This window comes from Paenibacillus sp. V4I9 (assembly GCF_030817295.1).
Taxonomy (GTDB): Bacteria; Bacillota; Bacilli; order Paenibacillales; family NBRC-103111; genus Paenibacillus_E.
In genome coordinates this window covers 6,962,836-6,987,500 of the sequence record NZ_JAUSZE010000001.1, presented here as the reverse complement: position 1 = coordinate 6,987,500, position 24,665 = coordinate 6,962,836, and the positions used below count along the sequence as shown (strand labels likewise).

The 24,665-nt window shown below is 46.2% G+C and carries 20 protein-coding genes, 12 tRNA genes and 2 rRNA genes (1 of these 34 running past the window's edge); 28 read left to right on the top strand and 6 right to left on the bottom strand.

The window, feature by feature from the left end; genetic code table 11:
- From QFZ81_RS32095 to QFZ81_RS31985, 23 genes are all read left to right on the top strand, one after another.
- Positions 1-2,219: ribosomal RNA gene (locus tag QFZ81_RS32095) — 23S ribosomal RNA — on the top strand; it begins 704 nt to the left of the window's first position.
- A 65-nt stretch (positions 2,220-2,284) separates the two neighbouring features.
- A 5S ribosomal RNA gene (gene rrf / locus QFZ81_RS32090) occupies positions 2,285-2,401 on the top strand.
- Between the two features lie 5 nt (positions 2,402-2,406).
- Positions 2,407-2,482 (top strand) — tRNA-Asn (locus QFZ81_RS32085).
- Between the two features lie 2 nt (positions 2,483-2,484).
- Positions 2,485-2,560, top strand: a tRNA-Thr gene (locus QFZ81_RS32080).
- A gap of 15 nt (positions 2,561-2,575) precedes the next feature.
- Positions 2,576-2,650: transfer RNA gene (locus QFZ81_RS32075), tRNA-Glu, on the top strand.
- Between the two features lie 77 nt (positions 2,651-2,727).
- A tRNA-Val gene (locus QFZ81_RS32070) sits at positions 2,728-2,803 on the top strand.
- Positions 2,804-2,815: 12 nt separating this feature from the next.
- A tRNA-Thr gene (locus tag QFZ81_RS32065) sits at positions 2,816-2,888 on the top strand.
- 9 nt (positions 2,889-2,897) lie between these two features.
- Positions 2,898-2,969 (top strand) — tRNA-Gln (locus QFZ81_RS32060).
- A gap of 10 nt (positions 2,970-2,979) precedes the next feature.
- A tRNA-Lys gene (locus QFZ81_RS32055) sits at positions 2,980-3,052 on the top strand.
- Positions 3,053-3,071: 19 nt separating this feature from the next.
- Positions 3,072-3,151 (top strand) — tRNA-Leu (locus QFZ81_RS32050).
- A 39-nt stretch (positions 3,152-3,190) separates the two neighbouring features.
- Positions 3,191-3,265 (top strand) — tRNA-Gly (locus tag QFZ81_RS32045).
- A 9-nt stretch (positions 3,266-3,274) separates the two neighbouring features.
- A tRNA-Arg gene (locus QFZ81_RS32040) sits at positions 3,275-3,351 on the top strand.
- A gap of 23 nt (positions 3,352-3,374) precedes the next feature.
- Positions 3,375-3,448: transfer RNA gene (locus QFZ81_RS32035), tRNA-Pro, on the top strand.
- Between the two features lie 7 nt (positions 3,449-3,455).
- Positions 3,456-3,526, top strand: a tRNA-Gly gene (locus QFZ81_RS32030).
- 267 nt (positions 3,527-3,793) lie between these two features.
- Positions 3,794-6,580: a phosphoenolpyruvate carboxylase gene (gene ppc / locus QFZ81_RS32025; RefSeq protein ID WP_307437919.1), complete on the top strand. Its 2,787-nt coding sequence runs from the start codon at positions 3,794-3,796 to the stop codon at positions 6,578-6,580.
- Between the two features lie 122 nt (positions 6,581-6,702).
- Positions 6,703-7,572 carry a DMT family transporter gene (locus QFZ81_RS32020; protein ID WP_307437921.1) on the top strand — a complete coding sequence of 290 codons (870 nt, stop codon included), beginning with the start codon at positions 6,703-6,705 and terminating at the stop codon, positions 7,570-7,572.
- Between the two features lie 53 nt (positions 7,573-7,625).
- Positions 7,626-8,222: an RNA polymerase sigma factor SigW gene (gene sigW, locus QFZ81_RS32015; RefSeq protein WP_307437923.1), complete on the top strand. Its 597-nt coding sequence runs from the start codon at positions 7,626-7,628 to the stop codon at positions 8,220-8,222.
- Between the two features lie 66 nt (positions 8,223-8,288).
- Positions 8,289-8,897, top strand: a complete 609-nt coding sequence (locus tag QFZ81_RS32010; protein ID WP_307437925.1) for a zf-HC2 domain-containing protein — start codon at positions 8,289-8,291, stop codon at positions 8,895-8,897.
- A 186-nt stretch (positions 8,898-9,083) separates the two neighbouring features.
- The gene (gene cdaA / locus QFZ81_RS32005) at positions 9,084-9,899 is read left to right on the top strand and encodes a diadenylate cyclase CdaA (protein WP_307437928.1); all 816 of its coding nucleotides are present in this window, start codon (positions 9,084-9,086) and stop codon (positions 9,897-9,899) included.
- The gene (locus tag QFZ81_RS32000) at positions 9,892-11,136 is read left to right on the top strand and encodes a CdaR family protein (protein WP_307605946.1); all 1,245 of its coding nucleotides are present in this window, start codon (positions 9,892-9,894) and stop codon (positions 11,134-11,136) included. Before cdaA ends, QFZ81_RS32000 begins: the two co-directional genes overlap by 8 nt.
- A 30-nt stretch (positions 11,137-11,166) precedes the next feature.
- Positions 11,167-12,507, top strand: coding sequence for a phosphoglucosamine mutase (gene glmM, locus QFZ81_RS31995; protein ID WP_307605944.1), 1,341 nt, complete (start codon positions 11,167-11,169; stop codon positions 12,505-12,507).
- 475 nt (positions 12,508-12,982) lie between these two features.
- The gene (gene glmS, locus QFZ81_RS31990) at positions 12,983-14,812 is read left to right on the top strand and encodes a glutamine--fructose-6-phosphate transaminase (isomerizing) (RefSeq protein WP_307437934.1); all 1,830 of its coding nucleotides are present in this window, start codon (positions 12,983-12,985) and stop codon (positions 14,810-14,812) included.
- 207 nt (positions 14,813-15,019) lie between these two features.
- Entirely contained in the window at positions 15,020-15,385 is a 366-nt protein-coding gene (locus QFZ81_RS31985; RefSeq protein WP_307437936.1) for a helix-turn-helix domain-containing protein, read from the top strand.
- Between the two features lie 227 nt (positions 15,386-15,612).
- On the opposite strand, the gene QFZ81_RS37550 is transcribed toward QFZ81_RS31985, so the two are convergent.
- Positions 15,613-15,753, bottom strand: coding sequence for an IS3 family transposase (locus tag QFZ81_RS37550; protein WP_373463738.1), 141 nt, complete (start codon positions 15,751-15,753; stop codon positions 15,613-15,615).
- Positions 15,754-16,202: 449 nt separating this feature from the next.
- On the opposite strand from QFZ81_RS37550, the gene QFZ81_RS31980 reads away from it, so the two are divergent.
- From QFZ81_RS31980 to QFZ81_RS31960, 5 genes are all read left to right on the top strand, one after another.
- Positions 16,203-16,682: an FIST N-terminal domain-containing protein gene (locus QFZ81_RS31980; protein ID WP_307437941.1), complete on the top strand. Its 480-nt coding sequence runs from the start codon at positions 16,203-16,205 to the stop codon at positions 16,680-16,682.
- A 190-nt stretch (positions 16,683-16,872) separates the two neighbouring features.
- Entirely contained in the window at positions 16,873-17,754 is an 882-nt protein-coding gene (locus tag QFZ81_RS31975) for a LysR family transcriptional regulator (RefSeq protein ID WP_307437943.1), read from the top strand.
- Positions 17,729-18,169 (top strand): hypothetical protein, encoded by a 441-nt coding sequence (locus QFZ81_RS31970; RefSeq protein ID WP_307437945.1) that lies wholly within the window; start codon positions 17,729-17,731, stop codon positions 18,167-18,169. Before QFZ81_RS31975 ends, QFZ81_RS31970 begins: the two co-directional genes overlap by 26 nt.
- A 119-nt stretch (positions 18,170-18,288) precedes the next feature.
- Positions 18,289-19,164 (top strand): LysR family transcriptional regulator, encoded by an 876-nt coding sequence (locus tag QFZ81_RS31965; protein WP_307437947.1) that lies wholly within the window; start codon positions 18,289-18,291, stop codon positions 19,162-19,164.
- Positions 19,165-19,300: 136 nt separating this feature from the next.
- Entirely contained in the window at positions 19,301-19,771 is a 471-nt protein-coding gene (locus tag QFZ81_RS31960; RefSeq protein ID WP_307605942.1) for a helix-turn-helix domain-containing protein, read from the top strand.
- A gap of 826 nt (positions 19,772-20,597) precedes the next feature.
- Here QFZ81_RS31960 and QFZ81_RS31955 read toward each other — a convergent pair.
- From QFZ81_RS31955 to QFZ81_RS31935, 5 genes are all read right to left on the bottom strand, one after another.
- A complete protein-coding gene (locus QFZ81_RS31955) occupies positions 20,598-21,404 on the bottom strand; it encodes an SDR family oxidoreductase (RefSeq protein WP_307605939.1) in 807 nt (268 codons plus the stop codon).
- Between the two features lie 163 nt (positions 21,405-21,567).
- On the bottom strand, positions 21,568-22,374 hold the full coding sequence (locus QFZ81_RS31950) for an SDR family oxidoreductase (protein ID WP_307605937.1): 807 nt from the start codon (positions 22,372-22,374) through the stop codon (positions 21,568-21,570).
- 55 nt (positions 22,375-22,429) lie between these two features.
- A complete protein-coding gene (locus QFZ81_RS31945; protein WP_307437955.1) occupies positions 22,430-22,831 on the bottom strand; it encodes a GlcG/HbpS family heme-binding protein in 402 nt (133 codons plus the stop codon).
- A gap of 607 nt (positions 22,832-23,438) precedes the next feature.
- Positions 23,439-23,654 carry a hypothetical protein gene (locus QFZ81_RS31940; protein ID WP_307605935.1) on the bottom strand — a complete coding sequence of 72 codons (216 nt, stop codon included), beginning with the start codon at positions 23,652-23,654 and terminating at the stop codon, positions 23,439-23,441.
- A 238-nt stretch (positions 23,655-23,892) separates the two neighbouring features.
- On the bottom strand, positions 23,893-24,525 hold the full coding sequence (locus QFZ81_RS31935) for an acetate uptake transporter family protein (protein ID WP_307437957.1): 633 nt from the start codon (positions 24,523-24,525) through the stop codon (positions 23,893-23,895).
- Between the last annotated feature and the right edge of the window lie 140 nt (positions 24,526-24,665).

Here is a 24,665-nt window from a genome sequence, read left to right as displayed (position 1 = left end):
ACGTAGACCCGAAACCGTGTGATCTACCCCTGTCCAGGGTGAAGGTGAGGTAACACTCACTGGAGGCCCGAACCCACGCATGTTGAAAAATGCGGGGATGAGGTGGGGGTAGCGGAGAAATTCCAATCGAACTCGGAGATAGCTGGTTCTCCCCGAAATAGCTTTAGGGCTAGCCTCGGATGTTGAGTTGTGGAGGTAAAGCACTGATTGGGTGCGGGGCCCGCCAAGGGTTACCAAGTCCAGTCAAACTCTGAATGCCACAAACTTAAATCCGGGAGTCAGACAGTGAGTGCTAAGATCCATTGTCAAAAGGGAAACAGCCCAGACCATCAGCTAAGGTCCCCAAGTGTGTGTTAAGTGGGAAAGGATGTGGAGTTGCACAGACAACCAGGATGTTGGCTTAGAAGCAGCCACCATTGAAAGAGTGCGTAATAGCTCACTGGTCGAGTGACTCTGCGCCGAAAATGTAACGGGGCTAAACACGCCACCGAAGCTATGGCTTGCACATGAATTTGTGCATGGGTAGGGGAGCGTTGTATGTACGTAGAATTCTGACCGTAAGGACAGGTGGAGCGCATACAAGTGAGAATGCCGGTATAAGTAACGAAAAGATCAGTGAGAATCTGATCCGCCGAAAACCTAAGGGTTCCTGAGGAAGGCTCGTCCGCTCAGGGTAAGTCGGGACCTAAGGCGAGGCCGAAAGGCGTAGTCGATGGACAACAGGTGGAAATTCCTGTACCACCGTAGCCGTTATGAGCAATGGAGTGACGCAGAAGGATAGTGACGCGAGCTGATGGATGCTCGTCCAAGCAGTGAGGCTGATGTGTAGGCAAATCCGCACATCGTAAGGCTGGGCTGTGATGGGGAGGGAAATTTAAGTACCGAAGGTCATGAGTTCACACTGCCAAGAAAAGCTTCTAGCCAGGCGAAGGTGCCCGTACCGCAAACCGACACAGGTGGGTGAGAAGAGAATTCTAAGGCGCGCGGAAGAACTCTCGTTAAGGAACTCGGCAAAATGACCCCGTAACTTCGGGAGAAGGGGTGCCTCGGTAGGGTGAATAGCCCGAGGGGGCCGCAGTGAAAAGGCCCAAGCGACTGTTTAGCAAAAACACAGGTCTGTGCGAAGCCGCAAGGCGAAGTATACGGGCTGACGCCTGCCCGGTGCTGGAAGGTTAAGAGGAGTGGTTAGGGACCTCGGTTCCGAAGCTATGAATTGAAGCCCCAGTAAACGGCGGCCGTAACTATAACGGTCCTAAGGTAGCGAAATTCCTTGTCAGGTAAATTCTGACCCGCACGAATGGCGTAACGACTTGGGCGCTGTCTCAACGAGAGATCCGGTGAAATTTTAATACCTGTGAAGATGCAGGTTACCCGCGACAAGACGGAAAGACCCCATGGAGCTTTACTGCAGCTTGATATTGGACTTTGGTACGATCTGTACAGGATAGGTGGGAGCCTTTGAAGCCTGAGCGCCAGCTTGGGTGGAGGCATCGTTGGGATACCACCCTGATCGTATCGGAGTTCTAACCTAGTACCGTGATCCGGTATGGGGACAGTGTCAGGTGGGCAGTTTGACTGGGGCGGTCGCCTCCTAAAATGTAACGGAGGCGTTTAAAGGTTCCCTCAGAATGGTTGGAAATCATTCGCAGAGTGCAAAGGCATAAGGGAGCTTGACTGCGAGACCTACAAGTCGAGCAGGGACGAAAGTCGGACTTAGTGATCCGGTGGTACCGAATGGAAGGGCCATCGCTCAACGGATAAAAGCTACCCTGGGGATAACAGGCTTATCTCCCCCAAGAGTCCACATCGACGGGGAGGTTTGGCACCTCGATGTCGGCTCATCGCATCCTGGGGCTGAAGTAGGTCCCAAGGGTTGGGCTGTTCGCCCATTAAAGCGGTACGCGAGCTGGGTTCAGAACGTCGTGAGACAGTTCGGTCCCTATCTGTCGCGGGCGTAGGAAATTTGAGAGGAGCTGTCCTTAGTACGAGAGGACCGGGATGGACGTACCGCTGGTGTACCAGTTGTCTCGCCAGAGGCATCGCTGGGTAGCTATGTACGGAGGGGATAAGCGCTGAAAGCATCTAAGCGCGAAGCCCCCCTCAAGATGAGATTTCCCAGTATGTAAGACCCCTTGTAGACGACGAGGTTGATAGGTTCGAGGTGGAAGTGCAGCAATGTATGCAGCTGACGAATACTAATCGGTCGAGGGCTTAACCAAAACCCTGAGTGTTACTTTACGCAAGTTTCGTATCTAGTTTTCAAGGCGCAAACACGCTTTGACTGTTTGGTGATGATGGCGGAGGGGATCCACGCGTTCCCATCTCGAACACGACCGTTAAGCCCTCCAGCGTCGATGGTACTTGAACCGCAGGGTTCTGGGAGAGTAGAACGTTGCCAAGCAGTTTTCCCTGATAGCTCAGTTGGTAGAGCACTCGACTGTTAATCGAGTTGTCACAGGTTCGAGTCCTGTTCGGGGAGCCAATGCTTCCATAGCTCAGTCGGTAGAGTGCATCCATGGTAAGGATGAGGTCACCGGTTCGATTCCGGTTGGAAGCTCCAGTAATTTATTAGTAAGGCCCGTTGGTCAAGTGGTTAAGACACCTCCCTTTCACGGAGGTAACAGGGGTTCGAGTCCCCTACGGGTCACCAATAATTCCCACAAAGTGACGTAAAGCTACGAAGCTTAATCCGATTACTTTGCGTGGGCACCAAATTCATTATCCTATGGAGGCTTAGCTCAGCTGGGAGAGCATCTGCCTTACAAGCAGAGGGTCGGCGGTTCGATCCCGTCAGCCTCCACCATTAACTTCATAAGCCGTTGTAGCTCAACTGGTAGAGCAACTGACTTGTAATCAGTAGGTTGGGGGTTCAAGTCCTCTCGACGGCATGTTTTCGATGGGGATTAGCCAAGCGGTAAGGCAACGGACTTTGACTCCGTCATGCCAAGGTTCAAATCCTTGATCCCCAGTTCTTCACTTGAGTCATTAGCTCAGTTGGTAGAGCACCTGACTTTTAATCAGGGTGTCGTAGGTTCGAATCCTACATGACTCACTTGCCTTATTTACAGCATGCGCGTATGGCGGAATTGGCAGACGCACTAGACTTAGGATCTAGCGGGTGACCGTGGGGGTTCAAGTCCCTCTACGCGCATCAAATCCTCAGCAGTATTCATACTCCTGAGGTACCCATGCGGAAGTGGCTCAGCGGTAGAGCATCGCCTTGCCAAGGCGAGGGTCGCGGGTTCGATCCCCGTCTTCCGCTCCATTTTATTAAGCGCCCTTAGCTCAGCTGGATAGAGTATTTGACTACGAATCAAAAGGTCGGGAGTTCGAATCTCTCAGGGCGCGCCATTTTTCATATGTTATTACCTTATCGGGACGTAGCTCAGCTTGGTAGAGCACCTGCTTTGGGAGCAGGGGGTCGCATGTTCAAATCGTGTCGTCCCGATAGACACGCGGGCGTAGTTTAATGGTAGAACTTCAGCCTTCCAAGCTGATCGCGCGGGTTCGATTCCCGCCGCCCGCTTCAATGAAAAAAGACCACCTTCGGGTGGTCTTTTTTCATTGAACGGGAAAGAAGAGAAGCCATATAGGTTCGATCGTCCGTGAATTTGTACAGGCTGTAAAAGACGTAATACATAAATTACCACGCTCTGGCGTGGCTTTTTTTTATTTTAATACTATGTGTAGAGGGCGGATTGTGGTAAAATATTCTGAAATGAGTTTTTATAACATCTAGCTTTTGTAGAGAGAAGCATTAGTGCAACATAGTGAATAGATGAGGTGGAGAGTAATGTTAGAGAATGATATTGTCCTACAGAAGCAAGCAACGAATAACCTGCTGCGCAGGGACGTACGCTTCTTGGGCCACATACTAGGTGAAGTTCTGGTTCATCAAGGCGGTAATGATCTGCTTGATGTTGTCGAGAGAATTCGTGAGATGAGTAAGTCTTTAAGAGCACACTATGTAATCGAGATATATGATGAATTTAAGAAAACGATCTCCTCCTTGGATCCGGAGATTCGTCATCAAGTGATTCGTGCATTCGCTATTTACTTCCAACTTGTTAATATTGCTGAGCAGAACCATCGGATCCGTCGTAAAAGAGATTACGAACGCTCATCTGGTGAGTCCGTACAGCCAGGTTCCATAGAGAGTATTGTGCAAGAGTTAAAGAATAATCATATTCCATATGCAGAGGTTCAAGAAATTCTGAAAGCTATCTCCTTGGAACTAGTAATGACAGCACATCCGACAGAAGCCATGCGTAGAGCTGTACTTGATATTAATCTGCGTATTTCGGAAGATATGATGAAACTCGATAATCCTATGCTGACTTATCGCGAGCGTGAACAATTGCGTGAGAAGCTGCTCGGAGAGGTTCTTAATCTTTGGCAAACGGACGAGCTGCGTGATAGGAAACCAACGGTTATTGATGAAGTTCGTAATGGTATGTATTATTTTGACGAAACTTTGTTTGATGTACTACCAGAGATCTATCATGAGCTTGAGCGCTGTTTAAATAAATATTATCCGCAAGACTCCTGGCATGTGCCGTCTTTCTTGAAATTCGGTTCATGGATTGGTGGGGACCGTGACGGTAACCCATCGGTTAGAGCGAATGTGACTTGGGAAACACTAGGTTTGCATCGTCAACTGGCTTTGCAAAAGTATGAAGAAGTGCTCAAAGAAACACTTGAGAATATGAGCTTCAGTAAAAGCATTGTGAACGTTAGCGACGATCTACTTGAATCTATTCAATGCGACCGTGAAGCTATGGGGAATATACAGGACGTTTGGCGTAATGAGAAAGAGCCATATCGCATCAAGACGACTTATATGATTGAGAAGGTTCATAACACTGGCAATCCGAATGTTCCTACAAGCCAGAAATACAACAGTCCGGAAGAGTTTATTAGTGATTTGAAAATCATCGAGGCTAGCTTGAGGATGCATTTTGCTGACTATGTAGCTGACAAATATATTAAAAAGCTTATTCGCCAGGTTGAGCTGTTCGGCTTCCACTTGGCTGCTCTGGATATCAGACAGCACAGTAAAGAGCATGAGAATGCGATGACTGAGGTTTTGGCGAAAATGGGCATCACGAGTGATTACAGTATGCTGTCGGAAGAGGAGAAAATCAGTCTCTTAACGGATGTTCTGAATGATCCAAGACCGATTACATCTACGTATTTGGATTACTCGGAAAGTACTCAGGAGTGTTTAGATGTTTATCGTACTGTAGGCAAAGCACAGAAGGAATTCGGTCGCAACTGTATTAACAGCTATCTCATTAGTATGACGCAAGGAGCTAGTGACCTCTTGGAGGTAGTTGTCTTTGCAAAAGAGGCTGGATTATATCGCAAAGAGAGCGATGGCAGTGTGACGAGTACGTTACAGTCTGTACCTCTTTTTGAGACGATCGATGACCTGCATGCGGCTCCTGGAATTATGAGCACGTTGTTAGCGATCCCTGCTTACAAAGCTAGCCTTGACCCTGTGACACAACTCCATGAGATTATGCTGGGCTACTCAGACAGTAATAAAGACGGCGGTGTGATTACAGCGAACTGGGAGCTTCGTATGGCGCTTCAGGATATTACGGAAGCGGCTAAACAATATGGCGTGAAGCTGAAGTTTTTCCATGGCCGTGGCGGAGCATTAGGTCGTGGCGGTATGCCGCTTAACCGCAGCATTCTGGCTCAGCCGGTTGAAACGCTTGGTGGCGGCATTAAGATTACGGAGCAAGGCGAAGTATTATCTTCCCGTTATTCTTTGCAAGGCATTGCATACCGCAGCTTGGAGCAAGCGACTTTTGCGTTAATTACGGCATCCAAATTATCCCGTTCTCCGCAAAGAAATCCACTGGAAGACAAGTGGGAGAACATTATGCGTGGTATTTCGGAACAAGCACAGACGAAGTATCAGGATCTCATTTTCCGAGACGAAGACTTCTTAACGTTCTTCAAAGAATCCACACCGCTACCAGAGATTGGTGAGCTGAATATCGGTTCACGTCCATCCAAACGTAAAAATAGCGATAAATTCGAAGATTTGCGTGCGATTCCTTGGGTATTCTCTTGGACCCAAACGAGATATTTGCTTCCGGCTTGGTACGCGGCGGGTTCGGGTCTCCAAAGCTTTTATCAAGGTAAAGCGGCGAACTTAGAAACTTTGAAAGAAATGTATGAAAATTGGTCGTTCTTCCAAACGATGATTGATAATTTGCAAATGGCTCTAGCTAAGGCTGACCTTCAAATTGCTAAGGAATACGGCAACCTGGTCAAAGAATCGGCAATTGCAGAGCGTATCTTCAATCTTATTAGGGAAGAATATGAACTGACTTCGTCCATCATTTTACAAATTACGGGTCAGCAAGAGATTTTGGATAATGTTCCTGTTATTCAGGAGTCCATCCGTCTGCGTAATCCCTATGTAGATCCGCTGAGCTATATGCAGGTAGAGCTGCTTACTGAGCTTCGTGCACTACGGGAGAACAACGAGGATGATGCTATCCTGCTTCGTGAAGTGCTGCTTACGATTAACGGAATAGCCGCTGGGCTTAGAAATACAGGCTGATAAAACTTAGAGCGTAGGAAGTAAGATACAGGATGATAAAGTCGGGGGCCACGTCTAACGTAGGCAGCTCGACTTTTCCTGTCCTTATACGAAATGCCCATAGACGGGAGTTGTGCAACAACATGGGGCGATGGTTAGCAATGGTCCTTGTTATAATCGGGGCGTCAAGCTATGGCTTGCTTTCCTCTTTTATCAAGATGGCCTACGATCAAGGATTTACAGAAGGACAAATTACACCGGCACAAATGACGATGGGAACGTTGTTCGTATGGATGTTGATTCTTTTTCACAAAAAATCATGGGTCAATCCCTTTAAAGGTCCTTGGATTAAGCTTGGTTTGATAGGTATTTTTGGATTGGCTTTAACGACGGTCTTTTTCAATATTGCTTTAAAAGAGTTGAATGCTTCTTTATCGATTATTCTTCTGTTTCAGTTCACATGGATGACCATAACAATGGATTGTATCGTGAAACGAAGGCTTCCAAGAAAGGCAGAAAGCATAGCGATTGTCTTAATATTGGTGGGTACATTACTTGCTGTAAATGTGTTCGAAACGAACTGGGAACAATTTAGTTTACTGGGGATTTTATATGGGTTGTTGTCGGCTTTGACTTACAGCATTTTTCTCTTTTTCACTGGACAAGTGGTTAGTACCCTGCCTCCTCTTATGAATTCGGCTATTATGCTTACCGCGGCGATGCCTGTTATGTATATTCTGTATCCACCAACGGTTTTTGTACATGAGAATGGAAGTACGCTGCTGTTATGGGGACTTATGCTGGGCTTCTTGGGACAGGTTGTGCCTACGGTGTCGTTTAATATCGGAATTCCGCGAATCGGTAGTACGCTTGCTGCTATGCTTGGATCGGTGGAGCTGCCAGTAGCCGTTATTGCTGCTTACCTACTTATAGGAGAGCCGGTAAATGGGTTACAATGGTTAGGGATGGGACTGATCATAGGAGGCATAATTATTTCTGAAAACAAATCATAATTTCTGCGTATGTATATGTAGATCGAATTGTCGAGAAGCCGGAGGAAATCGAATTGAACTTTGTAGAAGCACGTCTGGCTAAGGTGGCCAGGAATGGGGATCGGAATGCTTTTGCAGAGCTTGTGGAGCTCTATAAGGACAAGATCTTTCATTTGGCTTACCGTATGCTGAATAATAAGCAAGAAGCCGAGGATGCTGTGCAGGAGACGTTCTTGCGGGTATTTACCAATCTGCACCGATACGATGAGAATCAGAAGTTTTCGACTTGGATTTTCCGTATAGGGACGAATCTGTGTATCGATAAGCTGCGTCGAAGAAAGAACACCTACTCGCTTGATGCGGAGATGCCGGATGGAGAGGGCAATGATTATTATGCCATGCTACCAAGTCATGAGGACACACCTGAGAAGCAAGTGATTGTGTCCGAAACACAGGAACAGATACGTCAGGCTATTGAAACGTTACCTGAAAAATATAAATCCGTTGTGATTCTGAGATATCTGCATGATATGTCTTTGCAGGAGATAAGCGACGTACTTGATATGCCAGTTACAACGATCAAAACGCGTGTACATCGTGGTCGGGAGTACTTGCGTAAAAGGTTAGAGCAGGAGGATCAAGTTGGTAGCACAAATCCTGTTCATATGTGAAACATATTTGAAATTCAAACGTATGGTATACCACAACATGCAAAAGTCTAAGAAAGGGGTGGCTGAATGATGAATTGTAAAGAAGCCCTCCCGCTCATACATGAATATCTCGACGGTGATTTGAACGGATCCGATTCTCAGCGATTGAAGGAGCATTTGATATCCTGCCAAGCATGTCATGCTCTTTTCAGACAATTGGAGAAAACGGACGCGATGGTTAGAATGCTGCCTCCCGTTAGAGTATCTGATACGTTAACTGCACAAATCATGAGCGGACTGCCTCCAGTGAAGAAGCGCAATTCCTGGATGGACTTCATTCGCAAGCATCCTGCTGTATCAGTAGCTGTTGTTTTCGCTACTGTCATGTTCGGAAGCTTCATGTCCATGTGGAATGATGATACGAATTTGATGGTGAAGGGAAGTAACCTTCAGGACGTTGTGATTGAGGGTAATACAGTTACTGTACCGCAAGGGCATACCGTGAAAGGTGATCTCGTTGTTCAGCGGGGTAAACTGAAAGTTGAAGGCGATGTAACAGGAAACTTAACCGTTATTGATGGTTCTCTCAATCTAGCGTCAACCGCGCATATCTCTGGGCACGTCACGCAAGTCGATGAAGCATTGGGCTGGGTCTGGTATAAATTAGGCGAGTTCGTAGGCATGCTCTCGCATTAGCTTGAAACGTTTTCCAAATGGCTTTTTGCCAGAGGAGGACGTTTTTTTCTTTACATACTAATAAAATGAACCAAACTCGTTTTGATAACGTCTTGTGTAGAGAGAAAAATAGAAGTATATCTGGGTTTATGTTATGATTCTATTATAGAGAGATCACTGTGTTCAGTCGCTGGGGGAGAATAATAAATGGACTTACTCACGAGCATCTCGGCTAAGGATATCGTTGATATTCTGATCGTTAGCTATGTGATTTATAAACTGATCCTGTTGGTGCGTGGGACAAGGGCTATTCAACTTATGAAGGGTATCCTTGTTGTCGTCATTACATGGGTATTTAGTATTTGGTTTCAGCTCAGTACGCTGCAATGGATGATGAACCAGACCTTTACGTTCGGGGTTCTTGGGGTCATTATTATTTTTCAACCGGAGCTAAGGCGGGCATTGGAGCAGTTGGGCCGGGGGAAGCTATTCAGCCGATCTTCCACGGAAGAGGATCAAGATGTTAATAAGCGGATTAGTGAAGTAATACGTGCTGCGAACTATTTGGCCAAAAGAAAGATAGGGGCCTTGATTGTTTTCGAGAAAGAGACCGGTCTGACTGATTATGTTGAGTCCGGTATTGCGATAGAGAGTAAGATCAGTGCGGAGCTGTTGATTAATATTTTCATACCGAATACGCCGCTTCACGATGGCGCTGTAATTATTCGACAAGGCCAATTAATGGCTGCTGGTTGTTATTTGCCCTTGTCTGAGAATCCCTTTATCAGTAAAGAGCTTGGTACACGGCATCGTGCGGCCATTGGGATGAGTGAGGTTTCAGATGGGATGTGTATCATTGTTTCGGAAGAGACCGGGCAAATCTCGCTCACAATGAATGGTCATATCGTAAGGGACATTAAAGAAGAATCTTTGATCGCCAAATTGTTCGAAGAACTGAAGCCAAAGGCGAAAACAAATGAGAAAAACCCTTTCTTGAAATGGAGGGGGCGTTCGAATGGATAAATGGTTACGTAATACGAATGTGGTGCGAATTGTTGCACTTGTGATAGGTATTTTGCTATGGGTTGTTGTTCACATGGAAGAAACCAATATATCCGGAAATTCTCCTCTCCGCGAGCGGGAGGAAACCATAAATAACGTAGCCATTACGACAAAATATGATGAAACTCATTATCACATTTCGTCCATGGCTCCTGCCAACGTACAGGTTATTGTGAAAGGGAAGGAATCCTCGGTTAAGAAAGTGACGACCAGTAATTCCTATCAAATTGAACTCGACTTGACGCAAGTGGGCAAGGGAGATCATCAAGTTACACTTAAACCGGTTGGTTTACCTTCAGATGTGGAAGTTCAAATTGTTCCTAGAACGGTCCATGTGATTATCGAAGAGCTGCAGATGAAAGAAGTGCCAGTCGTTATTAATGTCAAAGGAACACCAGCAGCCGGTCTCAAAGCCGGACAGCCGATTGTAAAGCCAGCCAAGGTGTATATTACCGCGCAGACTAGTAAGCTCGAGCAGATCGAGAATGTTCGCGGCGAGGTCTCGGTAGATAAGGCCCAGGCTGCAGTTACGAAGCAAGTGAGACTGCAAGCTTTTGATAAAGATGGCAAAGAAGTAACTTTGAATATCAATCCTTCTGTGGTCGATGTCGAAGTGCCAATCACGAGCCCTTTCCAAACCATACCGCTGCAGATGAAGATTAGTGGAGAGCCGCCAAAAGGTTTCGCGATAGCGATGGTTACTCAAAATCCGGACAAGGTAACCGTCTACGGTACTCAAGATGTTGTAGATCGCCTAGAATTTTATCAGGGGCCGCAGCTGAGTGTTCAGGATCTGAAGGAAACAAAGGAGTTTGCACTGGACATTCCCTTGAGGAATAAAGTAACTCAACTGGATCCTGCCAAAGTTACGGTCCGCGTGGAAATTGTTCCTTCCATTACGAAGGCTTTGGAAAATGTACCGATCACGATTATTGGCCAAAACGAAAGCTATGATACGAAAGTTACATTGCCGGAGACGGCTAAGCTAAACATTACGGTAGAGGGCGCTCCTGCACTCATTGATCAAATGAAAGTGCAGGATGTACAGGCGATCCTGGATGTTAGTAATTTACCGCCAGGTAAGCATGAGCTGAAGGTGACATTAAATCTGCCGACCTATGTGAAGCTCGGTATGCCGCAAGAAGTGAAGGCGACTGTAGAAATCAGCGAGAAAACACCTAAAGTAACAAATCCATAATGGGTTGTAGAAAAAGAGGAGAATATAAACATGGGGAAATATTTTGGTACAGATGGTGTGCGAGGAGTCGCTAATGGCGAACTGACACCAGAATTAGCTTATAAAGTAGGCCGATGCGGCGGTTATGTATTAACGAGACAGGCTAAGCATCCGAAGGTTGTTATCGGGAGAGATACACGGATCTCGGGTCCAATGCTGGAAGCTTCACTCGTAGCAGGCTTACTATCGATTGGCGTTGAGGTTATTCGCATCGGTGTCGTCAGCACACCGGCGGTAGCTTATTTAACGAAAAAGCTCGGAGCCGATGCGGGCGTTATGATTTCGGCTTCGCATAATCCGGTTGAGGATAACGGGATTAAGTTTTTTGGGGGCGACGGCTTCAAGCTGCTTGACGAGACGGAGCTTGAAATTGAGCAGCTGCTTGACGCGGCTGTGGATGAATTACCTCGCCCAGTTGGCGGCGAGATTGGCACGGTTTCGGATGATCCAGATGCGAAGTTCGCCTATCTGGCGTTCTTGAAGGAGACGGTATCCGAGTCTTTCGCCGGATACAAGGTCGTTCTGGACTGCGCGAATGGTTCTGCATTCGAGCTGGCTCCTACGGTGTTCCGCGAACTAGGAGCGGAAGTTATCACCATCGGCGCTGAGCCGAACGGTCGCAATATCAACGACCATTGCGGCTCCACGCATCCTGAGAAGCTTCGCGCAGAAGTGGTGAAACATGGCGCAGCCATTGGTCTTGCTTTTGACGGCGACGCGGATCGTCTGATCGCGATCGATGAAACTGGTGAAGAAGTCGACGGCGACTTCATCCTTAGTATTCTGGGCGATGCGCTGAATCGCACTGGGAAGCTGAACCACGGCACGATTGTGACGACGGTGATGGCGAACATTGGCTTTTTCAAAGGGATTGAAAAAGCGGGTCTTAAAGCTCTGCAAACCGCTGTAGGCGATCGCTACGTGATGGAAGAGATGCGTAAAGGCGGTTATAACTTAGGCGGAGAGCAGTCGGGGCATGTTATCTTCCTTGATTACATCTCGACCGGGGATGGCATTCTGACGGCATTACAGCTGGTGAACACCATTGTCCAATCAGGGCGTAAGCTTAGTGAGTTAAAAGGAATTATGCGTAAGTTCCCGCAGCTATTGGTTAATATTCGCGTTGCGGATAAAAGCAAGCTCAAGGACAACGCAGTGATTGAGGAAGCCATTCGTAAAGTGGAGGAAGAACTCGGAGATAACGGCCGCGTACTGGTGCGACCTTCGGGAACGGAATCGTTAATTCGCGTTATGGCTGAAGGTCCTGACAAGGAGCAAGTTGAGGCTTATGTTCATGATATTGCTAAGGTTATTCAAGAGCAATTAGTATAAAAGGCAGGGACATGTGGATCCCCCTTTCGTGCTTATTGCTAATTGGGGGATTTTCCAAGAAAAAATAAGTTGCAAGCAAGCTTTAAAATGAATATGATGTATTTGACTCAAGAAGGAAAGGCAGGATAGAGGTTAATTAAGCAGCAAATAGCGCCAGAACTCGCAAGCGGGACGGAAATGTAGTGAGATTGCTACTACTACGCAGGTGAGTTGACGAGGTGAAGGTGTTCGAAACATTCGGCGGGGACCTTCCGGCATGAGGAGTGCCGTTAAGTTGGAGAGCAAAAACGTTTGGGCGACCAGGCTGACAAGTATCCAACATCTACTTAAATTATTATTTATGAACGTAATGATCGTCCTTATATATGGTTTATTTGATTTGCCGTTTTTCTTGTGTATTTGATTGATTGTTAAACCAGGATCTTTGAAAAATAGCCCTTATAAAAGAGGCTTATAAAACTATGGAGGTACTACTATGTGCGGAATTGTTGGTTATATTGGAAAGCGTAATTCTCAGGAAATTTTATTGGAAGGGCTCAAAAAGCTCGAATATAGAGGATATGACTCTGCAGGTGTAGCTGTGTACACGGCTGATGGTTTACAAATTAAGAAAGCAAAAGGCCGCATCGCGAATCTTGAATCCAAGCTGGATGAGACTCCACTGAACGGAAGCGTTGGAATCGGACATACGCGTTGGGCAACACATGGTAAGCCTTCGGATGTGAACTCTCATCCTCATACGGATAATTCAATGAAATTTTCGGTTGTGCACAACGGTATTATCGAAAATTATATTAGTCTCAAAGAAGAGTTGACTGCGAAAGGTCATGAATTTGTATCTGAGACGGATACAGAAGTAATTTCTCACTTAATCGCTGATTTGTACGAAGGAGATATCCTCAAAGCTGTCCAAAAAGCTGTAAAGTATATGACAGGTGCATTCGCGCTAGGTGTACTGACCGAATATGAGCCGGATCGCCTTGTAGCTGTGCGCCAGGCTAGTCCTTTGATTATCGGTATTGGCGAAGGCGAGAATTTCATTGGTTCGGATATCCCTGCTATTCTTGAATATACACGTAATGTGTTTATTTTGAATGATGGCGAAATGGCGCTGTTGACGCGTGATGGTGTCGAATTAATGACTTTAGAGGGGAATTTTATTTCCAGGGAAATGTTTCATGTCGATTGGGACATTGTAACTGCCGAAAAAGCCGGATTTGATCACTTTATGTTGAAAGAAATCTATGACCAACCCAAAGCTTACCGCGACACAATGGGCAGCCGTATTTCCCCTGATGGTCTTAGCGTGACGCTGAATGAGCTTACGATTACAGCTGAAGCGATTCGCAACATTAGCCGTGTTCATATTATTGCTTGTGGTACAGCCTATCATGCCGGTATGGTTGGTAAGTATGTTATTGAGAAGTTGGCGCGTATTCCGGTGGAAACGGATGTTGCTTCTGAATATCGTTATCGTTCACCCATTATCACGAAAGATACGCTTGTTATCGTAGTAAGTCAGTCAGGTGAGACGGCGGATACGCTGGCTGCGCTTCGTGAAGCTAAACGTTGTGGTGCGCATGTACTGGCCATTACGAATGTGGTAGGAAGCTCGGTAGCGCGTGAAGCTGATGATGTTATCACAACTTGGGCGGGCCTTGAAATTGCAGTTGCGTCTACGAAAGGATACACTTCACAGTTAATTGCTTTCTATCTGCTCGGCTTGCACCTGGCTCAAACGCTAGGGACACAAACATCGGATGAGATTAAAGAAGCGGTTAAGGCATTGAAAGAGCTGCCGGCTCAAGTGGAAGAAATTTTGGGGCAAGCGGAAGCCATTAAAGCAGTCGCTGAGGAGATGGCTAAGCATGATAATCTCTTCTTCATCGGAAGAGGCTTGGATTATGCTGTAGCCATGGAAGGATCTTTGAAACTGAAAGAGATTTCTTACATTCATTCAGAAGCTTATGCAGCAGGTGAATTGAAGCACGGCACACTAGCGCTAATCGAGGATGGTGTTCCGGTTATCGCGTTGGCTACTCAGCATGAACTGCTTGAGAAAACGGTAAGCAATATTAAAGAAGTTAAAGCGCGCGGCGCAAATGTACTTGGGATTGCCGTAGAAGGTGAGCTGGAGCTGCAGAAGTCTGTAGATAGCACCTTCGTTATTCCTAAGACGCTGGATGTTTTATCACCTGCGTTGTCGGTAATACCGCTGCAGCTGCTTTCGTATTACGCGTCGTTGGCGCGTGGTAATGATGTTGATAAGCCTCGTAATTTGGCGAAGAGTGTGACGGTGGAGTAGGTTTGGATTATTTAGACACTACATTGTCTGGTGATATAAAAGTGTGGAACCAGTAACAAAAGTATGGAACCAGTAATAAAACTGTGGAACCAATAATAAAAGTGTGGAACCACAATAATAACTTCTTGTCAAAATTAACGGCTTTTATTCAGGTGACCCGATCAATAAGATGGTCGGGTCACTTATTATTTAATTAGATGTGAAAAAATGATAAATATCGGGTCCAATATTCGTAGATTACGAAAATTAAATAATATGAATCAAGTGGAGTTTTCGAGTAGAATAGGCATCTCTCAAGGGAATCTAAGTGAGATTGAGCAAGGAAATTGCAATCCATCCTTTGATACCTTATTAGCAATAAAGAAACAATTTAATTGTAATATAGATGATTTAATAATAATTGAGAATGATTTAATTAAATCTAATGTTTCTTCTGTTCTATCAGAAGGAGAGTTAAGCATGATTTCTAACTATAGGTTGTTAGATGGGTTTGATCAAAAAGAAATCGATGAAATCATTAAAATAAAGATTTCTTTAAATAAAGGTAAAATCAGATCTGATATTAAGTCGTGAACACTTAGTTAGTCCCGGTGAGCTATTACAGCCATCGGGACTATTTTTTTTAAGTGTAGAATAACGAACTATTTTTAAGCTTAACGGGAGACATTAGCTTAATATCAAACTCACGACGGCAGCCGGGCATGAACTGCACCCTCTCAAGTAGACAGTACAAAAAATAAAATCAATTAAGCGGCCTTAGTCCTGTTTTCCATCGGGCTGAGGCCGTTTTTCGCTTGTAATCATTCGTTGTTGTAAAAGCGGATATAGGCCTCAATGTCCCGCTTGAGCTCCTCAAAGGTATGGTACGTGTGTAAATAATATTTCTCGCATTTTAGGGTCCCCAGAAAGATTCCATGGACCGTTATCGATGCACCGCCCAACTAGGGACATGCTCTGAGACAAACGAAATGAACAACAAAAATGGACTTTACAACAAAGTAATGACAGGCAGATCGTGGTATCGTTTACTGATAGAATCAAAATGATGATATCAAGACAAACTCAGATTGGAATTGGCTCTCTTGTTAAAGGTTATTCAGAGTATTAGCAGGCAACCAGAAACAGCCGAAGCGGCTGAGGAGACGATCTTCCGGCTTAAGCACCAAACTCTGAATTTCATATTGTTCTTCTGTTCCGATGATTACGATTTTGAAGAGGTGTCGGAGCATCGTTTCATCATCACTTCCCGGATACGCAATGTATAGGATACGTAGTGGCGGGAGGAATCTCCAAAGAAGGATTTACCGATCGCTGTATCGTTGCCATCGGGCTATCCTCCCTAAATCTGCAATTAAATGTGGCTGTGATCGAGGGGATTTGAACGATTCCGATGCGGTTCAGAGAACGCGAATCAAGTGCGTTTGAAGGATTGGCCCTATATGATAACAATACGTTTGGTATTTTGCTCGTTGACGGCTTGAGGAAAGCGGAGGAAAAAGTATTGTCGGTTATTCAATCCCTATTTCCCAACAAAGACTTCCCTCTTATTGGGGGAAGCGCCGGAGATAACGGGAAGTTTGGCATGATGCTTAGCTGCAACGGCAGCTTATACTCAAATGCAGCCATTCTGACAATCGTAAAAACCAAACATCCATTTTACTTGTATCGAGAAAATATATTTGTCCCAAAAGGTGAGTCGTTGACGGTGACTAAAGCAGATATAAGAGAACGAAAAATATACGAGAATAATCATGCTCCTGCAGCGGACTATTATGACCAAGCAAATAGGTGTTCCGGTGGATCAACTTTCCGAATATTTCATGTATCATCCGTAGCACCTCACCTGAAATCTAGCGGGTATATTACATGACGTGTTATTTCTTATAATGTTTACAAAGTCCAGCAATCACACGAAAAACAGCGAACCGGCCAAGCTGAGATTTCTTGAACAGGACCGGCCAGCCAGGCGAATATAGGTGAAGTCAATTCTAAGAGGTGCACATTGCTCTCAATGAGGCAGTGCTTTTTGTTTGAAATATCTTTGCAGCGGGGGATACACTATGGAATTGCGCCAGCTTGAATATTTTATTCAAATATGCAAATCGGGAAGTTTCAGCAAAGCTAAAGAAGAATTAGGTGTGACTCAGCCTACACTAAGTCAGCAAATTCGGGTTTTGGAAGATGAGTATAATATTCCATTGTTCGATCGGGTAAGTAAGGGAGTTGAAGTAACGGAAGCGGGAAAAATTCTCTTGAATAAGGGAAACGCTATTATGAATCTTCTTGAAGAGACGCGAAATGAAATATATGGCCGAAACAATATATCTGGAGAAACAACTTCTATTGGATGTTGTCCTGCTGAACTTGAATATCTTGCTCCTTATTTCATGAGATTTCGCGAGAAGTACCCGAATATTCTATTAAAAATTATCGATGCAAAGGATGCAGAGAATAAAGTTTTGGAGCAGAGGGTAGACATTGGAATCACTGCAAATCCGATTTCTGATGCTTCGGTCATTTCGACTCATTTGTATAGACAAGATATGGCGCTATTGATTCACTCAGAACATCCTTTAGCCGATAAATCTTCGATACCTTTTCGATCCTTAAAGCAAATGAATTCGATCATGTTTTGTAAAGAAAACAAATCATTAATTGATATGTATTGTTTCTCTTGTGGGTTTACCTTGAAGTCGATAATAGAAACGTCCTCCACTTCAGTATTGATTCATTGGGTTCGTCATGGACTTGGAGCAGCTCTTATACCAACATCTTTGCTCGAAAGTCTAAGGGACGATTCTTTGCGTATTGTAAGATTAGAAGGCCATGTTCCTTGTTGGGATATATCTCTTGTATATCTTAATTCCGTTACTATGAGGTCTACTGCACGTATATTCATTAAAGAGATGAATTCATATGTCCAAGCGGTTAAATGCGTTTAACGAAGATGTGGCGGCTAAAGCGAGGCAGCTGAGCGATTATACGGACATCCGTCTGCAGTCTCCGCAAGAGATCGGTTTGATGCTGGGCGTTTCCGAGTACACTCGGAAGTATTTAGGCGAATATTTGACCAACTATGAGAAGCTCAAAGTTTCCAGTTTCGTCAACGGCATTAATGGGATAGCTTCTAGCCAGAGCCATGCGATCGTTGTCACCAAATATACGGATAATTATGTCATCTTGAATAATCGGACCGGGAACCTGGATTTTTTCCGATCGGAATTTTTCATGACGGAAGAGCTGCTGAATACGATCATCTCCCGCTTTAACGAAGATTGCAGCGAGCTGGTTCTGGTGCATACCGTAAAGGATTTCGATCAAAAGAATCTGTATATCATTGCACGGCAGGAATGCTAAGGCGCCACCAACTATGAGTTTCGCTGCACGCATATTCATTCAAGAGATGAATTCATATGTAAGTACAGGACGATCATATTAAACAGTACGATCTATTGGGAAAAGGGGGTAAATCTTTCGTGTTCAGGCAACTAGAATGTTACGTTCAAATTTGCAAAGAAGGAAGCTTTACTAAGGCTGCAGAAGTTTTAATGATCTCTCAATCTAATTTAAGTCAACAGATCCGATTTTTAGAGAGAGAAGTTGGAACTCCATTGTTCGCGAGAGTTGGTAGAGGGGTAAAGATTACAGCTGCTGGTGAAATACTTTACGAAAAAGCTCTTTTCATGATGAGGCTCATTGAAGAATCGAAGAAAGAAACTTACGAGTTACGCAATGCTCGAACAAATAATCTTTTAATAGGCATCTCGCCTATGGCCTTTTTTTGTTTAATACCCCGTTTTTTGGAATTCCATGAACAGTATCCTGATATCACATTAAATTTTACCAGTGCAGAGGATACATCACAGCAATTATTGAATAGTAGTATCGATATTGGCATTACCGACAAACATGAACCAAACAAAGAAATTCATATGATGCACCTATATAAAGAAGAACAAGCATTGGTCGTTTATGCGGATCATCCATGGGCAGATCGAACCGTTATTTCTTTTCATGAGCTAGAGGATTTAGAATCTGCCTTATTTGTTAAGGATATAAGTTTAATCGAGCAACTTCATAAATTAAGCCATAAGATCGCCAAATCTTTGCAATCAAAGTTTAAGTCAACTTCCACGGAAATTCTTCTTTTTATGGTACTGCATAAGATGGGGGTAGCTATTTTACCTGCTTATTTAATTGAAAGCAGCTTTTTTGGTCAGCAATTAAAAATGATCCGACTCGTAGATCCAACGCCTGTTCGTGAGATCAAGCTTATTTTTAAAAAGCATCATTACAATAATCCTTCGGTTCAAACATGTATCGATTTCTTTTTAGAACAATCGAAAAAGTAAGCAGACTATAGCCATCGCAAATAGGGCAATTATGAAGCTTAAACGCTTCCTCGATTTACCCTTCAACCCATATTGAAAAAAAGACATTAACTACTAGCTGTCGGTGATCATCGACAGCTCGGGTGGCCAATCGCTGGTGCTGTTCGGGCAGCTGGAGCAGCTGGACCTACCTTTACGATCCTGCCGCACGTACGAGGAGCTGCATCAGGCAGCTCTCGATACGTTGGCGGCGCTGGACCACTGGTTCTCCCAAGAGCGCGAGAAGTCGAACAACAGCCTGGCCGAGAATATGCTCTCCTTTATTCATGATAATTATAACAAGGACATCAGCCTGTTCAGCTTAGCCGATTACCTGAACCTGTCTCGCAACTATGTGTCCACCTTGTTCAAGAATATCGTGGGCCGCAACTTCAAGGACTATTTGGGCGAATTCCGCTTCCAAATGGCCTGCAAGCTCGTGGAAGAGCAGCCGAAGAAAAAAATCAAGGAAATCGCCGAACAGGTCGGCTGCACTACGGAGATCTTAACCCGCTTGTTCGTCCGCCACTCCGACCTGTTATCGAGCGAATATCAGCAGCGGCTATGGCAAGACGTGTTGAATGGGTAAATCGCGTTGGCGGTTAATTGAACTAACGTTCTCCGTCGTATTATGAGGTCAACCGGTTTTTACTGGTTGACCATTTTTGTCTTGGTGGTGTATTTCTTAGTAGCCTGGGCCGATCGGATGTTCACCTGAGTCTGTGACCCGTCGCTAAAACTATTAAGTCTCGCATAATAAGCAATGTTGCGGAACTATATGGAAGGCTTAGAGGTTTCGGCTAGTCAATAGGTTTTTATTAGAATTGATCATCTCAAACACAGAATCATTTTGACGTTCGAACATGTTACCGACCAACAACAAAAAACCCCGTAAATAAAATACGGGGCTGTTATTTTCACTTTACATCGGAAAAGCTTTCTTCATAAACACATACGCGGCTACGTCCCTGCTGCTTCAGTGGCAAGCCTGGTCCCCCTGCGTTATATCCGTAGGTATAACCGTGAATGCCTCACCGCCCTACCTAGTCATGCGATGCAATGTGCGCGATATTCTAGCAAATTCAAATTTATTCTAAACATAGCACCCACCATAATTAGAGAATGGTTAACCGGAGCATAACCTGCTTCGAGACATTACCGCTTGTGTAACCAACGAGGGTCCCTCTCCACGAAACAACCCCCACATCGTTTATCGACAGAAGTCTTGTTTTGTGTCTCGATATCGGAAGAGGAGCGGGACTCGATCGCGATTAGGGCCAGCGCGGTCGCGGTGACGCCCAGTGCGGCGTTGTAGATAACCCTAGTGCAGGTCTTGAGCATGGAAAGCGGCAAATTTCTTTCTAGCAAGAACGGGCGGCACCCACTTGAGGTACCGCTCGGTGGCTAGGTTGAGATCAGATTCGGTTTTCCCAAGCGGCGAGCTGATGGTTCTTCAGCATGTCCTCGACCACCTGGGGGACGACGTTTCGGAACTTGCCTTCGTCGGCGGGGACGATGTCGATCATGCGATCGATCATCTCCTGCGCATCCATCTTGCCTTCAGGCGTGGCGAAGAAATCGTCGAAACCTTTGCGCAGATCGGCGCGCTTTGTGAAGTTGACCTGGTCGTCGAGCCAGCGGAACGGATTGTCCGCCATCGTCTCGTTATAACCCGTGTAATAGGCGCCCGGATTGATGGTCTGGACCTTGATCCCATACTGGGTCAGCTCTTGTTGCATGGCTTCGGCGAATGCCTCCAGCGCATGCTTGGTCGAAACATAGGTGCCCCAGTTGGCGGGGGTGAACAGGCCGCCCATGGACGAAGTGAAGACGACCTTGCCACGCTTGCCCTCGCGAACCCATTTCTGGACAACGCCCTGGGTGAGGGTCAGTGGCAGGAAGACGTTGACCTCGTAATTCTTGCGGACGAGATCGACGGGGATTTCCCAGACCGGGCCGGCTTCGCCCATGCCCGCATTGTTCCAGAGTACGTCGAAGTCCCAGGACTGCGCCTGTTTGATATCATAAGGGTCGGTCAGATCGAGCCGCTCGACGCGCAGGTTGGTAAGGCCGAGTGCTGTGGCTTCCTCGCGCAGCGGGGTCACCTGCGAGGATACGTGGACGGTGGCGATGATGTTGTGGCCATTCTTGGCCATGCCGATGGCCGCTGCCTTGCCGAAGCCCGAGCCAGCGCCGGTGATGAGGATGGTTTTAGTGGTCATGATATATACATTCCTTTCACATTCAGATGGGTTGATGGTTGTGCTTGGGTTGGTGTTCAGTTGCTAACCCTGGTGCAGGTCTTGAGCATGGAAAGCGGCAAATTTCTTTCTAGCAAGAACGGGCGGCACCCACTTGAGGCACCGCTCGGTGGCTAGGTTGAGATCAGATTCGGTTTTCCCAAGCGGCGAGCTGATGGTCCTTCAGCATGTCCTCGACCACCTGGGGGACGACGTTTCGGAACTTGCCTTCGTCGGCGGGGACGATGTCGATCATGCGATCGATCATCTCCTGCGCATCCATCTTGCCTTCAGGCGTGGCGAAGAAATCGTCGAAACCTTTGCGCAGATCGACGCGCTTTGTGAAGTTGACCTGGTCGTCGAGCCAGCGGAACGGATTGTCCGCCATCGTCTCGTTATAACCCGTGTAATAGGCGCCCGGATTGATGGTCTGGACCTTGATCCCATACTGGGTCAGCTCTTGTTGCATGGCTTCGGCGAATGCCTCCAGCGCATGCTTGGTCGAAACATAGGTGCCCCAGTTGGCGGGGGTGAACAGGCCGCCCATGGACGAAGTGAAGACGACCTTGCCACGCTTGCCCTCGCGAACCCATTTCTGGACAACGCCCTGGGTGAGGGTCAGTGGCAGGAAGACGTTGACCTCGTAATTCTTGCGGACGAGATCGACGGGGATTTCCCAGACCGGGCCGGCTTCGCCCATGCCCGCATTGTTCCAGAGTACGTCGAAGTCCCAGGACTGCGCCTGTTTGATATCATAAGGGTCGGTCAGATCGAGCCGCTCGACGCGCAGGTTGGTAAGGCCGAGTGCTGTGGCTTCCTCGCGCAGCGGGGTCACCTGCGAGGATACGTGGACGGTGGCGATGATGTTGTGGCCATTCTTGGCCATGCCGATGGCCGCTGCCTTGCCGAAGCCCGAGCCAGCGCCGGTGATGAGGATGGTTTTAGTGGTCATGATATATACATTCCTTTCACATTCAGATGGGTTGATGGTTTGCTTGGGTTAGTGTTCAGTTGCCGAGCGCCGCTGCCGCGGCTTGGGCGATGTCGAGGTCCTGAGCTACTGCGCCACCGGATACGCCGACTGCGCCGATCAGGATGCCGCTGGTGTCTAGCAGGGGGAGGCCTCCTGCGAAGACCACCAGACCGCCATTGGTCTGCTCCAGGCCGGGCGAGGTGCCGCCGGGTTTGGAAAATTCACCGATTGCCTCGGTGGGCATGCCGAACAGCGCGGCTGTCCGGGCCTTGCCGAGAGCGATGTCGATGGAGCCCAGAAGGGCACCGTCCATCCGGCCAAAGGCCTTCAGGTTCACGCCAGCGTCCAGGACTGCAATATTGACCGGAACGCCTATTTCTGTGGCCCGCGCCTCGCCGGCGGCGATAATCTTGCGGGCTTGATCTGCTGTAATCATCTGTATTCTCCTGCCTTTTAGAGTTTTACGATGGCATTCAAAATAACTAGTTATGAAGCCTCTCGCATGTCTTATAATACTAATACCGAAATATATCGATCAATTCTATATTTTCTATACATTCAATCTGTTTAAGCTATAGGGCCGTTCGACTACAACATATAAGTACTCCCTATATGTTGGTTGATACTTTGTTTACTAATAGAATTAGTTCAAGGTCTTATAATAAAAGGAGGCATATTTATGTGGTCTATATTTTTTCATTATTACTGAGAATGAAATGTTCAAGTTAGGCTGAATCAATCTTTAGAGAATTCCGAGAATGGGAGGGGTTATGGTGAAAACATTGGTACTTGTCGCTCATCCTAATTTGGACATACTCGAGTGAATAAGGTTTGTTTGAGGAAGTAATAAAAGCCCATTACGCTGAGCTCAAAGGCGTGGTGATGTCGATGGAGCAGCTTCTTCAGTACCCGATCTCCTGTTCTCGCGGAACAGCCGGGTCCGGATGCCATCACGGAATTGTTCGAAATCGAGGTCGGCAGCATCGACCTGTTGATCTTATTCGCGCGCAAGGGCCTGGGCGTTTCGTACGTGACCCGGGAATTCAGCTCCACGTCAACATGCCGTCGTCCCAGGTAGGATTCATGATCATGGGCAACATGCCGCTCTCCACCACAGCGCATAAGTTTATGGAATTGGTCAAATAGCGATGAGTACGCTGAAAAGGCCCGCGATGCGCAAGGATAATTGCAGAGTTTTCAGCCAAAAGTAGATCTGTCTTGCCGTCAGACGTTTCAAAAGTTTTATTAAGTTTTTGCATAAGCGATTCCTATGGCTGTTATAGAGAAAGCCTTATTACTAGTAAGAATACTGACTTTTAGACTTATAATTTCGGACATAGCTTGTTAAAACAATTGAAAGGATTGAGGAGATGAGTAAGTGAGGTATGGTAAATTATAGAAGTGCATCCAAGGGAAGGGCCGCTATGTAAGAACATGTAAATCCGCGGCATAGAAGATGAGAGCCCACCAGGAAATGGTGGGCTCGTTGTTTAGGTATTATTTGGGGTCTGCTACTGTTACCGTCTGCATCTTTACCCGTGCTAAGCGTGGCAATGGATAGACTACACGACCATACGCCTGATTTACAACCTGTGCTGAACAGAGGTACACTGCAACAACGCCTGAAGCAAGCAGCGCCCATGCAGAAATTTGTTCAAAGCCTTTTGCCAGCACACCAAGATCAGTCAGTGCAATAAACGGAAGGGCAACATCCAGTAATATTACTATAACAGAGAGCAGGCTGAATGATTTAAAAAATGCAGGCGTCCACAGCAACAATATAATTGCCAACACCGACCATGCATAACCGTCAATCCGAGAATCCAAAGGTATACCTGCTGTTATCGCGTCGTATTTGAGCAACATTTCCAGGCCACCCACCAACATGAAGAACGCACTGAAAAATAGAAATGTATTTCCTCCAGTATCATTTTGTCTCTTTAAATCCAAGATGCCGACGATCAATTGTACTACAAAGCCGCCTAGCAGCCAACAGGCGATAAGAGGCAGCGCAGAAGATTCCACGCGACCGGTCAGCAAAGCGAAAAAACATGCGCAGGCAACTGCCAGTGCCACTAGACCCGCGGGTGTCGGATTTGCCCATTCTTTACTTGTTTGATTATTCAGCATACTTTTTCCTCCTAAAATTTAATTGCAGAGTTTTCAGCCAATAGTAGATCTGTCTTGCCGTCAAACATTCAAAGATCCCAACTTTCCATATTTGATTGAACAGGTCCATAAAAATGGACATTCTGTGCTGCTGTCTCAGT

Excerpts from the sequence above, each read along its gene's own strand:
- ppc (WP_307437919.1), top strand. The coding sequence starts at position 3,794 with ATGTTAGAGAATGATATTGTCCTACAGAAGCAAGCAACGAATAACCTG.
- QFZ81_RS32020 (WP_307437921.1), top strand. The coding sequence starts at position 6,703 with ATGGGGCGATGGTTAGCAATGGTCCTTGTTATAATCGGGGCGTCAAGC.
- QFZ81_RS32010 (WP_307437925.1), top strand. The coding sequence starts at position 8,289 with ATGATGAATTGTAAAGAAGCCCTCCCGCTCATACATGAATATCTCGAC.
- cdaA (WP_307437928.1), top strand. The coding sequence starts at position 9,084 with ATGGACTTACTCACGAGCATCTCGGCTAAGGATATCGTTGATATTCTG.
- QFZ81_RS32000 (WP_307605946.1), top strand. The coding sequence starts at position 9,892 with ATGGATAAATGGTTACGTAATACGAATGTGGTGCGAATTGTTGCACTT.
- glmM (WP_307605944.1), top strand. The coding sequence starts at position 11,167 with ATGGGGAAATATTTTGGTACAGATGGTGTGCGAGGAGTCGCTAATGGC.
- glmS (WP_307437934.1), top strand. The coding sequence starts at position 12,983 with ATGTGCGGAATTGTTGGTTATATTGGAAAGCGTAATTCTCAGGAAATT.
- QFZ81_RS31985 (WP_307437936.1), top strand. The coding sequence starts at position 15,020 with ATGATAAATATCGGGTCCAATATTCGTAGATTACGAAAATTAAATAAT.
- QFZ81_RS31980 (WP_307437941.1), top strand. The coding sequence starts at position 16,203 with ATGCGGTTCAGAGAACGCGAATCAAGTGCGTTTGAAGGATTGGCCCTA.
- QFZ81_RS31975 (WP_307437943.1), top strand. The coding sequence starts at position 16,873 with ATGGAATTGCGCCAGCTTGAATATTTTATTCAAATATGCAAATCGGGA.
- QFZ81_RS31970 (WP_307437945.1), top strand. The coding sequence starts at position 17,729 with ATGTCCAAGCGGTTAAATGCGTTTAACGAAGATGTGGCGGCTAAAGCG.
- QFZ81_RS31955 (WP_307605939.1), bottom strand. The coding sequence starts at position 21,404 with ATGACCACTAAAACCATCCTCATCACCGGCGCTGGCTCGGGCTTCGGC.
- QFZ81_RS31950 (WP_307605937.1), bottom strand. The coding sequence starts at position 22,374 with ATGACCACTAAAACCATCCTCATCACCGGCGCTGGCTCGGGCTTCGGC.
- QFZ81_RS31945 (WP_307437955.1), bottom strand. The coding sequence starts at position 22,831 with ATGATTACAGCAGATCAAGCCCGCAAGATTATCGCCGCCGGCGAGGCG.
- QFZ81_RS31940 (WP_307605935.1), bottom strand. The coding sequence starts at position 23,654 with ATGCAAAAACTTAATAAAACTTTTGAAACGTCTGACGGCAAGACAGAT.
- QFZ81_RS31935 (WP_307437957.1), bottom strand. The coding sequence starts at position 24,525 with ATGCTGAATAATCAAACAAGTAAAGAATGGGCAAATCCGACACCCGCG.